At 74.5% G+C, this 15,510-nt stretch carries 12 protein-coding genes and 2 pseudogenes; 10 read left to right on the forward strand and 4 right to left on the reverse strand.

What is annotated here, in order from left to right; all coding sequences use genetic code 11:
* Window positions 1–18: 18 nt before the first annotated feature.
* The gene (moeZ, locus tag CO540_RS22925) at window positions 19–1,266 is read left to right on the forward strand and encodes an adenylyltransferase/sulfurtransferase MoeZ (RefSeq protein ID WP_172967913.1); all 1,248 of its coding nucleotides are present in this window, start codon (window positions 19–21) and stop codon (window positions 1,264–1,266) included.
* A gap of 72 nt (window positions 1,267–1,338) precedes the next feature.
* Window positions 1,339–2,208, forward strand: a pseudogene (locus CO540_RS22930) (hypothetical protein); the annotation flags it as partial.
* Window positions 2,209–2,734: 526 nt separating this feature from the next.
* On the opposite strand, the gene CO540_RS22935 reads toward CO540_RS22930, so the two are convergent.
* Both CO540_RS22935 and proB read right to left on the reverse strand, forming a co-directional pair.
* Window positions 2,735–3,976 carry a glutamate-5-semialdehyde dehydrogenase gene (locus CO540_RS22935; protein WP_099163607.1) on the reverse strand — a complete coding sequence of 414 codons (1,242 nt, stop codon included), beginning with the start codon at window positions 3,974–3,976 and terminating at the stop codon, window positions 2,735–2,737.
* 65 nt (window positions 3,977–4,041) lie between these two features.
* Complete coding sequence (proB, locus tag CO540_RS22940) at window positions 4,042–5,199, reverse strand: glutamate 5-kinase (protein ID WP_099163608.1); 1,158 nt, start codon at window positions 5,197–5,199, stop codon at window positions 4,042–4,044.
* A 13-nt stretch (window positions 5,200–5,212) separates the two neighbouring features.
* Here proB and CO540_RS22945 point away from each other — a divergent pair, with 13 nt between their 5' ends.
* Genes CO540_RS22945 through CO540_RS22955 form a run of 3 tightly spaced genes read left to right on the forward strand, consistent with a single transcriptional unit; the run spans window position 5,213 to window position 8,452 of the window.
* A complete protein-coding gene (locus CO540_RS22945) occupies window positions 5,213–5,527 on the forward strand; it encodes an MGMT family protein (RefSeq protein ID WP_091569870.1) in 315 nt (104 codons plus the stop codon).
* A 32-nt stretch (window positions 5,528–5,559) separates the two neighbouring features.
* Window positions 5,560–6,918, forward strand: a complete 1,359-nt coding sequence (locus CO540_RS22950; RefSeq protein ID WP_099163609.1) for an MFS transporter — start codon at window positions 5,560–5,562, stop codon at window positions 6,916–6,918.
* A 55-nt stretch (window positions 6,919–6,973) separates the two neighbouring features.
* A complete protein-coding gene (locus CO540_RS22955) occupies window positions 6,974–8,452 on the forward strand; it encodes an aminotransferase class V-fold PLP-dependent enzyme (RefSeq protein WP_099163610.1) in 1,479 nt (492 codons plus the stop codon).
* 238 nt (window positions 8,453–8,690) lie between these two features.
* On the opposite strand, the gene CO540_RS22960 is transcribed toward CO540_RS22955, so the two are convergent.
* Window positions 8,691–8,945, reverse strand: coding sequence for a hypothetical protein (locus CO540_RS22960; RefSeq protein ID WP_099163611.1), 255 nt, complete (start codon window positions 8,943–8,945; stop codon window positions 8,691–8,693).
* Window positions 8,946–9,681: 736 nt separating this feature from the next.
* Between CO540_RS22960 and CO540_RS22965 the strand changes: the two genes are divergently transcribed.
* The 3 genes from CO540_RS22965 to CO540_RS22975 all read left to right on the forward strand — a co-directional run bounded on the left by CO540_RS22965 (window position 9,682) and on the right by CO540_RS22975 (window position 12,360).
* Window positions 9,682–10,008: a hypothetical protein gene (locus CO540_RS22965; RefSeq protein WP_099163612.1), complete on the forward strand. Its 327-nt coding sequence runs from the start codon at window positions 9,682–9,684 to the stop codon at window positions 10,006–10,008.
* A 438-nt stretch (window positions 10,009–10,446) separates the two neighbouring features.
* Window positions 10,447–11,007, forward strand: coding sequence for an NADH-quinone oxidoreductase subunit B (locus CO540_RS22970; protein ID WP_091569900.1), 561 nt, complete (start codon window positions 10,447–10,449; stop codon window positions 11,005–11,007).
* Between the two features lie 36 nt (window positions 11,008–11,043).
* Window positions 11,044–12,360, forward strand: coding sequence for a DUF2252 domain-containing protein (locus CO540_RS22975; RefSeq protein WP_099163613.1), 1,317 nt, complete (start codon window positions 11,044–11,046; stop codon window positions 12,358–12,360).
* Window positions 12,361–12,379: 19 nt separating this feature from the next.
* Here the strand turns inward: CO540_RS22975 and CO540_RS22980 are convergent, their stop codons facing one another.
* Window positions 12,380–13,426, reverse strand: a complete 1,047-nt coding sequence (locus tag CO540_RS22980) for a glucose 1-dehydrogenase (RefSeq protein ID WP_172967914.1) — start codon at window positions 13,424–13,426, stop codon at window positions 12,380–12,382.
* A gap of 102 nt (window positions 13,427–13,528) precedes the next feature.
* Between CO540_RS22980 and CO540_RS31065 the strand changes: the two are divergent.
* Together CO540_RS31065 and nuoH are read left to right on the forward strand one after the other, a co-directional pair.
* Window positions 13,529–14,128 (forward strand): annotated as a pseudogene (locus CO540_RS31065) (NADH-quinone oxidoreductase subunit C); the annotation flags it as partial.
* A gap of 359 nt (window positions 14,129–14,487) precedes the next feature.
* On the forward strand, window positions 14,488–15,450 hold the full coding sequence (gene nuoH, locus CO540_RS22990; RefSeq protein ID WP_091569914.1) for an NADH-quinone oxidoreductase subunit NuoH: 963 nt from the start codon (window positions 14,488–14,490) through the stop codon (window positions 15,448–15,450).
* Window positions 15,451–15,510 lie beyond the last annotated feature (60 nt).

A 15,510-nucleotide genomic window follows, 5' to 3' on the forward strand; every position in this document is an offset into this window, starting at 1 on the left:
GGCCGAGTGTCCCTCATCATGGCCGATCCCCACCCGGGCGAGCGACAATGGCGCGGTCCCACCGCCGATCCCGGGGAGTCCACCGTGTCGTTGCCCCCGCTCGTCGAGCCCGCCGCCGAGCTGACCGTAGACGAGATCCGCCGCTACTCGCGCCACCTGATCATCCCGGACGTCGGGGTCGAGGGGCAGAAGCGGCTGAAGAACGCCCGGGTGCTCTGCGTCGGCGCCGGCGGTCTCGGCTCGCCCGCGCTGATGTACCTCGCCGCCGCCGGCGTCGGCACGCTCGGCATCATCGACTTCGACACCGTCGACGAGTCGAACCTCCAGCGCCAGATCATCCACGGCGTCTCCGACGTCGGCCGGCCCAAGGCCGAGTCCGCCGCGGCCTCGATCCGGGAGATCAACCCGCTGGTCAACGTGGAGATCCACAACACCGCGCTGGACCGGGAGAACGTGCGGGACATCTTCTCCCGCTACGACCTGATCGTCGACGGCACCGACAACTTCGCCACCCGCTACATGGTCAACGACGCGGCCGTGCTGCTCGGCAAGCCGTACGTCTGGGGTTCGATCTACCGCTTCGACGGCCAGGCGTCGGTGTTCTGGGCCGAGCACGGCCCCTGCTACCGCTGCCTCTACCCGGAGCCGCCGCCGCCCGGCATGGTCCCCTCCTGCGCCGAGGGCGGCGTGCTCGGCGTGCTCTGCGCGTCCATCGGGTCGATCCAGGTCAACGAGGCGATCAAGCTGCTCGCCGGCATCGGCGAGCCGCTGGTCGGCCGGCTCATGGTCTACGACGCCCTGGAGATGAGCTACCGCAAGATCAAGGTCCGCAAGGACCCGAACTGCGCGCTCTGCGGCGAGAACCCCACGGTCACCGACCTGCTGGAGGACTACGAGGACTTCTGCGGCGCGGTCTCCGAGGAGGCCCAGGAGGCGGTGGTCGACTCGACCATCACCGCCCTGGAGCTGAAGGAGTGGCAGGACGCCGGCAAGGACATCTTCCTGGTCGACGTCCGCGAACCCGCCGAGTACGAGATCGTCCGGATCCCCGGCTCGACGCTGATCCCCAAGGGCGAGATCATCTCCGGCGAGGCGCTGGCGAAGCTCCCGCAGGACCGGCAGATCGTGCTGCACTGCAAGTCGGGCGTCCGGTCCGCCGAGGCGCTCGCCGCGCTCAAGGCGGCCGGGTTCAAGGACGCCGTGCACGTGCAGGGCGGTGTGCTGTCCTGGGTCAAGCAGATCGACCCGTCGCTGCCCGCGTACTGACGTCGATGTCCCGAGGGCCCTTCCGGTGCGCCGGAAGGGCCCTCGGCGTGTCACCGGTGGGCCGGGCCACCTCTGACCGAGCTACCGAGGCGTAACCGCGTCGGCGCAGGTAGCGTCGCCTGCGTGGTGGATCTGGAAGCGGCGATCGGGTTCGTCGTGGCGCACGGGGACGCGGTGGACCGCGCCCGGTTGTCGCGGCTGCGCACCGGCGCGCCGGTGCCGCCGGAACTGCTCGACGCGGCGGAGTCCGGCCAGGCCGTCGGCGGCGGCTGGCCCGCCGTGCTCGACGGCGAGGTGGCGTCCGTCGACGCGACCTGCTTCCGGCTGTCCGAGCTGGACGACCTGGGCGCGCTCGGCCGTCCCGCCGCCCGACACGCGCTCGACTGGCTGGCCGTCCGCCAGCTCGCCGACGGGGGCTGGGACGAGCACCCGTCGCTGGCCGGGTTCGCGCCGGAGTGGGCCACGCCCGGCGATCCCGAGGCCCGGTTCTACCTGACCGCGAACGCCGGGTTCTGGCTCACCGTGGCCGGGCTCGACGCCCGCGCCGCCGGCCCGCTCGACCACCGCGTCGGCGGGGCGTACGCCGGGGTGGTCCAGGCGGCGGCCCAGGCGCTGGCCGGGCGGCTCGCGGCGGACGGGAGCTGGCCGTCGTTCCTGCCGGCCGGCTGGCTAGCCGCGGCCGTGCTGCACCGCCAGCAGATGTACTACGAGTCGGCCCGGATCCAGGCCGTGCTCGCCGACCGGATCCCCGGCATGTCCCCGGCCGACGTGGCCTGGCTCGCCGCCACGCTGCGGCGGGTGGAGGTGGGCGAGGAGCAGTGGCTGCTGGTGTCGGCGCGGCGGCGGTTGGCCGAGACCCAGCGCAGCGACGGCGGCTGGGACAGCGACGACGGCCACCAGTTCGACGTGCACACCACGCTGCGCGCGATCCGGGCCTGCCGCCCGAGCGCCCCCGAGGCGCCGGTGTCCGGCGCGCCGTTCGTGGTGCCGCGCATCGTCGCGCTGCCGGCCGCGCCGGCCCCGCGTACCGCCCCCGACGCGTCCTCCGCCCACGCCCCGCGTTCCGCCCCCGACAGGTCCTCCGGTGCCGCGCCCGACCTGCACACAGGCTTCGTTCCAGGTTCGCCCCCGGCCCTCGTCGCAGATCCGACCTCGCTCCCCGTCCCGGCCCCCGCTTCGCTCGCCGGGCACCCGGTCTCACCCGCGCCGCCCGTCGATCATGGAGTTGTGGCGCCCAGCATGTCGGATTGACCCCGTTGTCCGAGGTGCCACAACGCCAAGATCGACGAAAAGGCGGGCGGGAGTGCGGGAGTTCCGGGAAGGGGCGCCGCGACAATGCCCCACGCCGGACCGCGCGCCGGATCTTGGAAGGAAGTGGCCCTTCTGAGGGCCGTTTCCTTCCAAGATCTCGTGCGAGGTGTGGTGGGTGACGAGGACGTGGGCGGGCGGACGCGGAGCCGTGGGCGGATCAGCGGACGTGGCCGTCGCCGGTGACCACGTACTTGGTGCTGGTCAGCTCCGGCAGGCCCATCGGCCCGCGGGCGTGCAGCTTCTGCGTCGAGATGCCGATCTCGGCGCCGAAGCCGAACTCGCCGCCGTCGGTGAAGCGGGTCGACGCGTTGACCATGACCGCGGCGGCGTCCACCCGGGCCACGAACTCCCGGGCCGTCCGCTGCGAGTCGGTGACGATGGCCTCGGTGTGGCCGGTGCCGTACCGGCGGATGTGCGCGACCGCGTCGTCCAGGGAGTCGACCACGGCGACCGAGATGTCGGCCGAGAGGTATTCGGTGGCGAAGTCCTCGTCGGTCGCCGCGACCACCCCGGCGGAGTGCGCGGCGACCTCGGGGGTGCCGTGGACGGTCACGCCGGCCTCGGCGAAGGCGGCCAGCACGACCGGCAGGAAGACGTCCGCGACGGCGCGGTGGACCAGCAGCGACTCGGCCGTGTTGCAGGTGGACAGCCGCTGCGTCTTGGCGTTCAGCGTGACCGCCAGCGCCTTGTCGAGGTCGGCGGCGGCGTCCACGTACACGTGGCAGTTGCCCACGCCGGTCTCGATCACCGGCACCGTCGACTCCTCGACCACGGCGCGGATCAGCGACGCGCCGCCGCGCGGGATCAGCACGTCGACCAGGCCCCGGGCGCGCATCAGCTCCTTGACCGAGTCGCGCGAGGAGGAGTCGAGCAGTTGCACCGCGTCCGCCGGCAGGCCGGCGCCGGCGACCGCGTCGCGGAGCACCCCGACCAGGGCGGCGTTGGAGTGCGCCGCCGAGGAGGAGCCGCGCAGCAGTGCCGCGTTGCCCGACTTCAGGCAGATGCCGGCGGCGTCGACGGTTACGTTCGGCCGGCCCTCGTAGACGATGCCGACCACCCCGAACGGCACCCGGACCTGACGCAGCTCCAGCCCGTTCGGCAGGGTCGAGCCGCGCACCACCGCACCGACCGGGTCGGGCAGCGCGGCCATCTCGCGCAGCGCGTCGGCGATGGCGGCCACCCGGCCCCCGTCGAGGGCGAGCCGGTCCAGCACGGCCGCGGACAACCCGGCGTCGCGCCCGGCCGCCAGGTCCGTCGCGTTCGCCGCCAGGATCTCCGGGGTACGCGCCACGAGCGCGTCGGCCATCGCGTGCAGCGCGGCGTCCTTGACCGTACGGGTGGCCGTGGCCAGGACCTCCGCCGCGTCCCGGGCCCGGCGGGCCTGCTCGACGACGCTCATCTGCGCTCCTCAGGTGTTAGGAGGGGCCCCTTGTTATGCAGAATGCGTTAACAAGGGGCCCCTGCTTACAGCAAAACGAGGTCGTCGCGGTGGACGACCTCACGTTCGTAGGCCGGGCCGAGCGCCGCGGCCAGCTCCGAGGTGGAGCGCCCGAGCAGGCCGGGCAGTTCCACCGCGTCGTAGTTGACCAGGCCCCGGGCCACCGGCGCGCCGGCGGTGTCGACCAGGTCCACCGGGTCGCCGGCGGTGAACGCGCCGTCCACCGCGGTGATCCCGGCCGGCAGCAGCGACTTGCGCCGGCCGACCACGGCCTGCACCGCGCCGGGGTCGAGGTGGAGCCGGCCGCGGGGCGCGGTGGCGTGCGCCAGCCAGAAGAGCCGGGCGGCGGGCCGCCGGGCGCTCGGGTGGAAGTAGGTGCCGACGGGCTCGCCGGCCAGCGCCGCCCCGGCCAGCGGCGCGGCGGTGAGCACCACCGGGATCCCGAAGCCGGTGGCGATCCGCGCCGCCTCGACCTTGGTCACCATGCCGCCGGTGCCCACCCCGGCCCGGCCGGCCCCACCCACGTCGACGCCGGCCAGGTCACCCTCGCCGCGCACCTCGGTGATGCGGGTGCTGCCCGCGCGGGCGGGGTCGCCGGTCCAGAGCGCGTCGACGTCGGAGAGCAGCACCAGCAGGTCGGCGTCGACCAGCGCGGCGACCAGCGCGGCGAGGCGGTCGTTGTCGCCGAACCGGATCTCCTCGGTCGCCACCGTGTCGTTCTCGTTGACGATCGGCACGGCCCGCAGGTCGAGCAGTTTGCGCAGGGTCCGGTACGCGTTGCGGTAGTGCGCCCGCCGGGTCACGTCGTCGACGGTGAGCAGCACCTGCCCGACGGTGTGCCCGTGCCGGGCGAACGCGGCCGCGTACCGCCCGATGAGCAGGCCCTGGCCGACGCTGGCGGCGGCCTGCTGGGTGGCCAGGTCGCGCGGGCGCCGGGGCAGCCGCAGCGGCGCGAGGCCGGCGGCGATCGCGCCGGAGGAGACCAGCACGACCTCGCGACCGGCGGCGGCGAGCGCGCCGAGCGTGTCGACGAGCGCGTCGACCCGGGCGTCGTCCAGCCCGCCCGTCGCGGTGGTCAGCGAGGACGAACCGATCTTGACCACGATCCGGCGGGCCGAGGTGACTGCTTCACGCACCCGACCATTCTGCGCGCTGCGCCCGGAGGGACCGTGGCGCGTTCCCATATCGTGGCAGCTCGTGACACCTGACGAATACGTCGAGGCGGTGCTGACGCTGGTCGAGCGGATCCCGCCTGGCCGGGCCATGTCGTACGGGGCGGTGGCCGACGCGCTGGCGGAACGCTCCGGGCGGGCATCGGCGCGGCTGGTCGGCTCGATCATGGCCCGGCACGGTGGCGGGGTGCCGTGGCACCGGGTGGTGAACGCGGCCGGCCGGCTCCCGCCGGGACACGAGCGGGAGGCCCGGGCCCGGCTGCGCGCGGAGGGCTGCCCGTTGCGTGGGGACCGGGTGGACCTGGCGGCGGCCGCCTGGTCGCCGGAGGAGGGGATGTGACCGCGACCATAACGTGAGTAGCATTCGGCTCCATGACAGCTTCGGGCCTGCCCCGCCGGGTGCACCTCGGATACGCGCTGGGCTCCCTGGCCACCGGCGCGTTCGGCACCGTGCCCGGGCTGCTCCTGCTGCCGTACCTCACCGACACCCTGGGCGTGGCGGCCGGGCTGGCCGCGCTGCTGGTGCTCCTGCCGAAGGCGTGGGACGTGCTGGTCAACCCGGTGGCCGGGCGGATCTCCGACCGGACCCGCTCCCGCTGGGGCGCCCGCCGGCCCTACCTGCTCGGCGGTGGGCTCGCCCTGGCGGTGCTGTTCGCCGCGATCTTCGCCGCGCCGTTCGGGAACGGTCCGGCCGCCGCCGGGTACGTCGCGCTCGCCTTCCTGGCCGCCGCGACCGCCTTCGCGTTCTTCCAGGTGCCCTACGTGGCCATGCCGGCCGAGCTGACCGCCGACCCGGCGGAGCGTACCCGCCTCATGACCTGGCGGATCGCGGTGCTGGCACTGGCCATCCTGGTCTCCGGTGCGGTGGCCCCGGCGGTGGTCGCCGCGGGCGGCGACGGCCTGCCGGGCCACCGCTGGATGGGCCTGTTCGTGGCCGCGCTGATCGTGGCCGGCGCGGTCGGCGCGTTTCTCGGCACCCGGTCCGCCCCGGCTGCGACGGTGGGGGAGAGCGAGCCGACCCTGCGTGCCCAGCTCGCGGTCGCCGGCCGCAACCGGCCGTTCCGGGTGCTGCTGATCTGTTTCGTGATCCAGTCCGCCGGGGTGGCCACCGTGCTGGCCGGCGTCAAGTACTTCGCCGACCAGGTGCTGCGCGCGCCGGACAGCGGCCCGACGCTGCTCTTCGCCTGCTTCGTCGCGCCGGCGCTGCTGGTCATGCCGCTCTGGAGCCGGGCCGGCGCCCGGCTCGGCAAGCGGGCGTCGCTGGTCGCCGCGTCGCTGCTCTTCGCCGCCGGCGCGCTCACCCTGGTGACCGCGCCCGCGCTGCCGGCCGCCGGAGCGTACGCGGTGGTGGCGGTGATCGGCGTCGGGTACGCCGGCCAGCAGGTCTTCGCGCTGGCCATGCTGCCGGACTGCATCGCCTACGACACCGCGCGCACCGGGCGGCGGCAGGCCGGGGTGTTCACCGGGCTGTGGACCGCCGGGGAGACGTTCGGACTGGCCCTGGGGCCGGGCATCTACGGCCTGGTGCTCCAGCTCTCCGGCTACGTCTCGTCGTCGACCGGGGTGGCGGCGGCCCAGCCGGGCAGCGCCCGGCTCGGCGTGCTGCTCGGCTTCACCGTGCTGCCGGCCCTGCTCGTCGCCGCCCCGGTGGTGCTGCTGCGCGGCTACACGCTGACCCCCGCGCACCTGACCGGCGCGTCCGGCGCCGTCCCGCCGACCGTGCGCGCGTGAGCCACCACGTCCCACCCGCCGCCGCGGACCGTCACGAGAGGAACACCGGAGACCGATGACCGACACGGCAGGTGCGGGCGCGCTGCCCGCCGAGGGGATGCCCGCGCCGCGGGTGCTGGACGAGATCCGGGCGCTGCGGGCCGGCGACCGACCCACGCACGGTGGGCGGCTCTTCGCCTACGTCTACGACCCGGGCGTGGCCGGGCTGGACGAGCTGGCCCAGGCCGCGTACGCGGAGAGCGCGCACGTCAACGGCCTTGACCCGACCGCCTTCCCGTCGCTGCTGGCGATGGAGAACGCGCTGGTCGCCGCCGCCGCCCGGCTGCTCGGCGGCGGCCCGGGCACGGACGCGCCGGACGTGGTCGGCAGCGTCACCGGCGGCGGCACCGAGTCGCTGCTGCTCGCGGTCAAGGCGGCCCGCGACGCCCGTCCCGACCTCGCCGAGCCGCGGATCGTGGTGCCGGCCAGCGCGCACGCCGCGTTCGCCAAGGCGGCGCACTACCTGCGGGTGGCGCTGGACCGGGTGCCGGTCGACCCGGTGACGCTGCGTCCGGCCGGGGCCGACGTGGCCGCCGCGATCCGCCCGGAGACCGTGCTGGTCGTCGCGTCCGCCCCGTCCTACGCGCACGGCGTGGTCGACCCGGTCGCGGAGATCGCCGCCGTCGCGGCGGGAGCCGGCGTCCGCTGCCACGTGGACGCCTGCTTCGGCGGCTGGGCGCTGCCCTGGCTGCGCCGGCTCGGCGCGCCGGTGCCGCCGTTCGACTTCGCCGTGCCCGGGGTCACCTCGATCTCGGTCGACCTGCACAAGTACGCGTACGCCCCGAAGGGGGTGTCGGTGCTGCTGCACCGGGACGCGGCGCTGCGCTCCCCGCAGTACTTCGCGTACGCCGACTGGCCCGGCTACACGATGGTCAACCCGGTGATCGCCTCCACCCGCTCCGGCGGACCGATCGCCGCCGCGTACGCGACGCTCCGCCATCTCGGCGAGGACGGCTACCTGCGGCTGGCGGCGTCGACCCGGGACGCGGTCGCCGGGCTGGCCGCGGCGGTGCGGGCGACCGACGGCCTGCGGTTGATGGCGGAACCGGAGTCCACGGTGGTCTGCTTCACCGCCGAGGACCCCACGCTCGACCTGTTCCTGCTGGTGGACGAGCTGACCGCGCGGGGCTGGCACACCCAACCCCAGCTCCGGTACGCCGACCTGCCGGCCAGCGTGCACCTCACGGTGACCGCCGCGGTGGCGCCACGGGTGGCCGAGTTCGGCCCGGCGCTGGCCGACGCGGTCGCCGCGGCTCGCGCCGCCGGGCCGGTCGCGCTGCCGCCGGACCTGCTGGCGCTGGCCGGCGGCCTCACCCCGGAGGCGCTCACCCCGGAGCTGGTCGCCGGGCTGGCCGAGGGGCTCGGCCTGGGCGGTGGCGCCGGCGCGCCGGACCGGATGGCGCTGGTCAACACGCTGCTCGACGCCGCCCCGGCGCCGGTGCGGGAGCGGCTGCTGGCGGAGTTCGTCGGGCTGCTCCAGCGCCCGGCCTGGTGACCCGACGACGTCCGGCCGGCGCCCACGGGCGCCGGCAGGTTGCCGTGGTAGCCGCGGTTCGCCGGTTCGAGCACCAGCCGGCCCACCGAGCCGTCGGCGGCGGAGCTGGCGGCGGCGGCCGGAGCGGCGAGCGCCAGCAACGCGGCGCCACCGCCGAGCACGACGCCGGCCAGTCGGCGTTCGGTGCGAGTGTTCATCGGGAAGGTTGCGCTCTTTCTGGGTGAGATCCGACAGTGGTTCAGCGGTACGTGTAGCGGTCCTCGTGGTCCTGGTCCTGGTCCTGGTCCAGCAGCGGGTCGGCGTCGGTGCCGACCGGCGACACCTCGGCGACGCCGGTGCCGCTGGCGCTGTTGGTGTTGCGGAGTCCGAAGCGGAAGGTCCGTTCCGCGCCGGGGCCGAGCGGGCCGAACCGGCAGACGATCGGTCCCTTCGGCGGCGCCCTGTCCCGGCAGGCCGACCAGTCGCCACCGTCCGCGACCGTGCCCACCTGCATCCGCAGGTGCAGCTCGACCAGGTCGGCCGGAACCGCGCTGACGCTGCGACCAGTCCAGCGACCAGCCTCCGCCGGGTGAGCGGTCCGCCATCTCCACCCGAACCGTGCCCCGGTCGGTGACCTGCGTGTCCAGCAACCACCCGGGCGCCGTCCTCGCGGACCGGGTGACCTGGCCGAGCACGACGATCCGGCCGTCGGCATCCCGGTCGAGCGCCACCACCTGTGACGGGCCCTGCTGGAAGATCTGGCAGCGGAGCAGGGCGACCGTCTCGACCGCGCCGTCGCCGTCCACGTCCCCGTGGGCGAGCTTCTCCAGGAGCACGTCGCCCTCCTTGCGGTAGCTGGCGGCGAGCCGGGTCGGCCCGGCCGTGCAGACCGCGCTCGGCGGCCACGCCGGCAGGTCGAGCCGTGCGGCCAGCAGTTGGGCCCGGGTGATCCGTCCGTCCGGCGCGGCCGACGTCGGTCCGCCCGTGCTCGGCGACGCGGACGGCGTCGGCGCCGGCGCGGTCACACCGGTCACACGCCCAGACGTCGGCCCGGGTTGCGGGGTTGCCGCGTCGACGCCGGCGGGGACTGTCCGGTCGGGGACAACTCCGGGCGTATGACGGCGATCACATTCCGGGAATCCCAACAACCATCGTAAGTATTTACGTTTGTAGATTAATGGTGGTTTATGTGGATCTTTCCTATCCGTAGCGTCTTCCTCAACGGAACGACCGACACGGGAGGACACGACATGGACATCCGGAAGATCACACTCGTTGGCGCGACCGGCCTGGCCGGCCTGGCCCTGGGCATCGGCGCCGTGGCGGCGATCGGCCCCGGCCCCTCCGTCGCACTGGCCATCGGCCCCGGCCCGTCCGTGCCGCTGCCGATCGGGCCCGGCCCGTCCGTGCCGCTGCCGATCGGTCCGGGTCCGTCGGCGTTGGCCGGGTGGATCGGTCCGACGAAGATCGGCCCCGGCCCGACCGTGCCGCTGCCGATCGGGCCCGGCCCGACCGTGATCACCGCGTGGCTCGGCCCGACCGGGATCGGCCCCGGCCCCGGCGTCGCGGGGAACTGACCGTCTCTACGGCCCGGCCGGCACCGCCGGCCGGGCCGTCGGCCCCGTACCCCGCCCGGGCGCGCGGAGCGGTGGCGACCCTCGCTCGGTCGACCCTGACGAGGGCGGGGGCGGCCGTCCGCCCGCCGCCCGGTAGCCGGCGGACTCCGCGCTCGGCGTCAGTCGAGCCGGCTCACCCGCACGGACCCGGCCCCCGCGTGGGTGGGGCGACGGTCGGGGTGGCGGCGACGGCCGGCGCGCCGTCGGATGCGTACGGTCATGGTGTTCCTCCCCGTGTCGTGGACGGCCGACCGGCCGGCCACGTGGCCGGGAACCTACTCGCGCGGGAGCCGACCGGTCGCCCCGAGGGGCAAAGCGTGCAATCCGCCGCCGGCCCCGACTTCCGGCCCGGACGCTGTGGTTGACTGTCGGTCCGGGGACAGCGGAGGGAGGCCCGACGTGCAGCTGCCGGCCGTGCTCGGTGAGCCGATCCGGTTCGTGCTGAACTGGGGCCGCCGCTACTCGCTCTGGGTGTTCAACTTCGGCCTGGCCTGCTGCGCGATCGAGTTCATCGCGACCAGCATGGGCCGGCACGACTTCATGCGGCTCGGCGTGATCCCGTTCGCCCACGGCCCCCGGCAGGCCGACCTCATGGTGGTCAGCGGCACCGTCACCGACAAGATGGCTCCGGCGGTCAAGCGGCTCTACGACCAGATGCCGGAGCCGAAGTACGTGATCTCGTTCGGCGCCTGCTCGAACTGCGGCGGCCCGTACTGGGACTCCTACTCGGTGACCAAGGGCGTCGACCAGCTCATCCCGGTCGACGTCTACGTGCCCGGCTGCCCGCCGCGGCCGGAGGCGCTGCTGCACGGCATCCTCCGCCTCCAGGAGAAGATCGCCGCCGAGGAGTCCGGCGTCGGCGGCGTCCCCCGCCCCGACCGGCTCGCCCCGCCGGCGGACTCGGTCCCGCGGCCGGTGGAGGCGCTGACCGCACCCCCGGTGCGTCCCCCGGTCGGCTGAACCGCCGGGTGGCGGAGCGGGACTAGCCTGCGGACCATGACCGACTCCGCGGAGAAGCGTTCCGCCTTCATCGTCGACGTGCTGACCGAGGAGTTCGGCGCGTCCATGGCGATCGACCCGGCGGCGTTCCGCCGGAAGTTCCGCAAGATGGCCGCCTCACCGTTCGCCTTCTACCGGGGCAGCGCCTCGCTCTTCTACGCCGACCAGCTCGGCGACTTCGCCAGCGAGCGGTTCCTCGACGACCGGACCAGCCGGGTGTGGATCCACGGCGACCTGCACGCGGAGAACTTCGGCACCTACATGAACGCCTCCGGGCAGCTCGTGTTCAACGTCAACGACTTCGACGAGGCGTACGTCGGACCGTTCACGTGGGACCTCAAGCGCCTGGCCGCGAGCGTGGCGCTGCTCGGTTACGCCAAGGCGCTCTCCGACCGGGTGATCGGCGAGCTGGTGACCGGCTTCGCCCGCTCCTACCTCGCCGAGCTGCGGGCCATCTCCGCCGGTGGGGACGACGCGATCGGCTCGATCACGCTGGAGAACGCGGACGGCGTGCTGCGCCGGGTGCTCCAGCAGGCCCGGCTGAGCACCCGGGTGGACCTGCTCGCCGCGCAGACCACGATCGACAACTACGAGCGCCGCTTCTCCCTCGGCGACGGCGTGTACGAGATCGACGCCGCGACCCGGGAGAAGGTCTGCGCCGCGTTCGAGGACTACCTGGGCACGCTGCCGGAGTCGACCTCCCGGCTGCGCCCGGTGGCCACCACCATCAAGGACGTGGTGCTGCGCAAGGGGGTCGGCATCGGCTCGGCCGGGCTGCCCTCGTACAACCTCCTGCTGGAGGGGCACACCCAGGCGCTGGAGAACGACGTCGTCATCTACATGAAGCAGGCCCAGGTGCCGGCCGTGGCGCGGCACATCGACGACGAGCGGGTCCGGTCGTACTTCCGGCACCAGGGGCACCGCACCGCCGAGTCGCAGCGGGCGTTGCAGGCGCACGCCGACCCGTGGCTGGGGTTCACCGAGCTGGACGGCGCCGGGCAGCTCGTCGCCGAGGTCTCCCCGTACGCGGCGGACCTCGACTGGGCCGACGTCAACGAGCCGGAGGAGCTGGGCGGGGTGCTCACCGACCTGGGCCGCGCGGTGGCCCGGATGCACTCGGTGGCCGACGACGAGTCCAGCCACGACCTGGTCGACTACTCGACCGAGGACTCGATCGTCGCGGCGGTCGACGCGGACGCCGACGGCTTCGTCGACTACCTGGTCGACTTCGCCCACCGGTACGGGATCCGGGCCCGCGAGGACCACCAGCTCTTCGTGGACCTGTTCCGCAACGGCCGGCTGCCCGGCATCTGAGCGGGGCGCCCGCCCCGCCTCACTGCGCGAAGTCCAGCACCACCTTGATGTCCTCGCCGGTCGAGGCGTACGCCTCCCGGTAGGCCGAGACCGGCACCCGGCGGGTGATCAGCGAGTTCAGCCACGACCGGTCGGCCCGGGCGAGCGCCTGGGCGGCCAGGTCCCAGTGCCGGCGGCCGGCGTTGACCGAACCGAAGACGACGTTGTTCTCCAGCACCAGCTCCCGGTTCAGGGCGCCCGCGTCGAAGTCGATGGTCCGGCCGCCGCTGGAGACGCCGGTCAGGCAGACGATGCCGGTGGGGCCGGCCTTGCACATCGCGTCCAGCACCACCGGCGGCGCGCCGGTGCACTCGACCACCACGTCCGGTTGCAGGTCCAGCTCGGCGACGCTCGACGTGTGGTACGTGGCGCCGAGCGCACGGACCAGGTCCGGCTTCGGGCCGGTGGTGTTGCGGTCCAGCACGTGCACGGACAGCTCCCGCTGGCTGGCCAGCAGCGCGGCCAGCAGGCCGATCGGCCCGGCCCCGGTGATCAGCGCGGTCTTCGGCTTCCACTCGGCCCGGCGGCCGATCCGCTCGATGTGGTCCCAGGCCTTCGCCACCACGCTGGTCGGCTCCAGCAGCATGCCCACCGACGCCAGCGCCTCGTCCAGGCCGACGGCGAACTTGGGTTGCAGCCGCCAGCGGTCCCGGGCGAACCCGGGCAGCCCCTTGATGCCGTGCTCGGTGTACCGACCGTTGCGGCACATGTCCCACTCGTCCACCGCGCAGTTCGCGCACGGTACCGGGTCGGGGTGGCGGACCACGCCGGCCACCAGGTCGCCCGGGTGCAACGTGCCGGTCGGGTCCTCCAGCACCCGGCCCAGCGACTCGTGCCCGAGCACGAGCCGCTCCTGTCCCGGCGGCGCCTCGCCGTACTCCCCGGCGATGATCTCGTGGTCGGTGCCGCAGACGCCCACCGCCAGCGCCTCGACCAGGATCGCGCCCTCCTCCGGCTCCGGTTCGGGCCACTCGTCGGTGAGTCGGAGCGAGTCGGGGACGCCCGGGGTCACAGTCACAGCGCGCACGGTCCTCATCTTTCCCCGCCGTGCGCCGGTCCGCTCGGCAAAGCGACGATCCGGGCCGGGCGGCCCGACCCGGCCCGCAGCCGCCGGCCATAGGATCAGCGCATGACTCCGGAAGAGGTCGGCCGGCGGGTGGTCGCGCTGCTCGCGCCCGTGGAGGCCGCCGCGTCGGTCTCCGGCGGTCAGGGGTACGCCCGCGCCACCGTCGACGTACCCCCGGCGAGCTGGGCCGACGCGGTGCGCGCGGCGCGCGACGACGCCGAGCTGGGCTTCGACTTCCTCGACTGGCTGTCGGCGGTGGACGAGCTGGCCGACGGCTTCGACGTGGTGGTGCACCTCTGGTCGGTGCGGCACCGGCACGGTCTGCTGCTGCGCACCCGGGTGCCCCGCGCGGCGCCGGTCGTGGCGTCCGTGGTCGACGTCTTCCCCGGCGCCGACTGGCACGAGCGGGAGACCCACGAGATGTTCGGCATCGACTTCGCCGGGCACGCCGAGCTGCGACCGCTGCTGCTGCCGCCGGAGTTCGAGGGGCACCCGCTGCGCAAGGAGTTCGTGCTCGCGTCCCGGGTGGCCAAGCCGTGGCCCGGCGCCAAGGAGCCGGGCGAGTCGGAGGCCGGCGGCGGGCGGCGACCGGTCCGGCCGCCGGGCGTGCCGGCGCCGGGGGAGTGGGGGACGACGCCCACCCCGGCCGGCGCGGCCGGGGCGGGCGAGGGCCCGCGCGGCGGTACGCCGGCCCGCCCGGCCCGGGAACGTCCGGCGCGCCCGGCCCCCGGTGGACGTCCCGCACGTCCCTCTTCCGGGGAGCGCCCGGCGGGTCCGGCGGGTCCGGCGGGTCCGGCGGTCGAGCGTCCGGTGCGGCCGGTTCCCGGGGAGGCCGCGACCGGACCGGGCGGCGCGGAGCCGGCCGGGGCGGAGACCGAGGAGCCCGCGACCCGACCGGGCCGCGCGGAGCCGGCCGGGGCGGAGACCGGTGAGCCGGGGCCGCTCGGGCGTCCCGTGCCCGGGGAGCGGCCGACCGGGCCGCCCCGCCAGGAACCGCGGCCCGACGCGGCGGGGGAGTCCTGATGCCCGACTGGTTGGAGCTGGTCCTGCGGGTGGTGGGCGTGCTCGTCGCGTTCCTCACCCTGCCGCTGATCGTCGGCCAGGCCGAGCACAAGGTGATGGCCCACATGCAGGGCCGGCTCGGCCCGATGTACGCCGGCGGCTTCCACGGCTGGGCGCAGCTGGTGGCCGACGGGATCAAGTTCGTGCAGAAGGAGGACGTCACCCCGCGCGAGGCGGACCGGCCGGTGTTCCGGCTCGCGCCGGCGGTGGCCCTGGTGCCCTACCTGCTCGCCCTGCTGGTCATCCCGCTCGGGCCGGGTGACCTGGTCGCCCAGCCGCTGGACATCGGCCTGTTCTTCGTGCTCGCGGTGGTGGGCATCGGCGTGCTCGCGGTGCTCATGTCCGCCTGGGCGTCGGCCAACAAGTACAGCCTGCTCGGCGGGCTGCGCGGCGCCGCCCAGCTGCTCGGCTACGAGCTGCCGCTGGTGCTGGCCGCCGCCTCGGTGGCGATGGCGGCGGGCACGCTCAGCCTGCCCGGCATCGTGGAGGCGTGGCATCCCTGGTGGCTGCTCTGGCAGGCGCCGGCCATGGTGATCTTCTTCGTCGCCGGGCTGGCCGAGATCCGCCGCCCGCCGTTCGACATGCCGGTGGCCGACTCCGAGCTGGTCTTCGGCTACATGACCGAGTACACCGGCCTGCGCTTCGCGTTCTTCCTGCTCGCCGAGTACGTCGGCATCGTGGTGATCGCGGCGCTGACCACGGTGCTCTTCCTCGGCGGTTGGCAGGGCCCGTTCGCGGACGCCCAGCTCGGCTGGCTGTGGACGCTGCTGAAGGTGTTCGCGGTCGCCTTCGTGATCATCTGGCTCCGGGTGAGCTACCCGCGGCTGCGCGAGGACCAGCTCCAGCGTCTCTGCTGGCTGGTCCTGGTCCCCCTGGCCCTGGCCCAGCTGGTCCTCACGGCCGCCGTCCGCCTGGCCCTGTAACCCCCTCACCCGCCCTCGTCGATCTTGCACTTCCTGCCCCGGCAAAAGGTGCGAGACACA

It is taken from the genome of Micromonospora sp. WMMA2032 (assembly GCF_002688545.1).
GTDB lineage: Bacteria > Actinomycetota > Actinomycetes > Mycobacteriales > Micromonosporaceae > Micromonospora > Micromonospora sediminicola.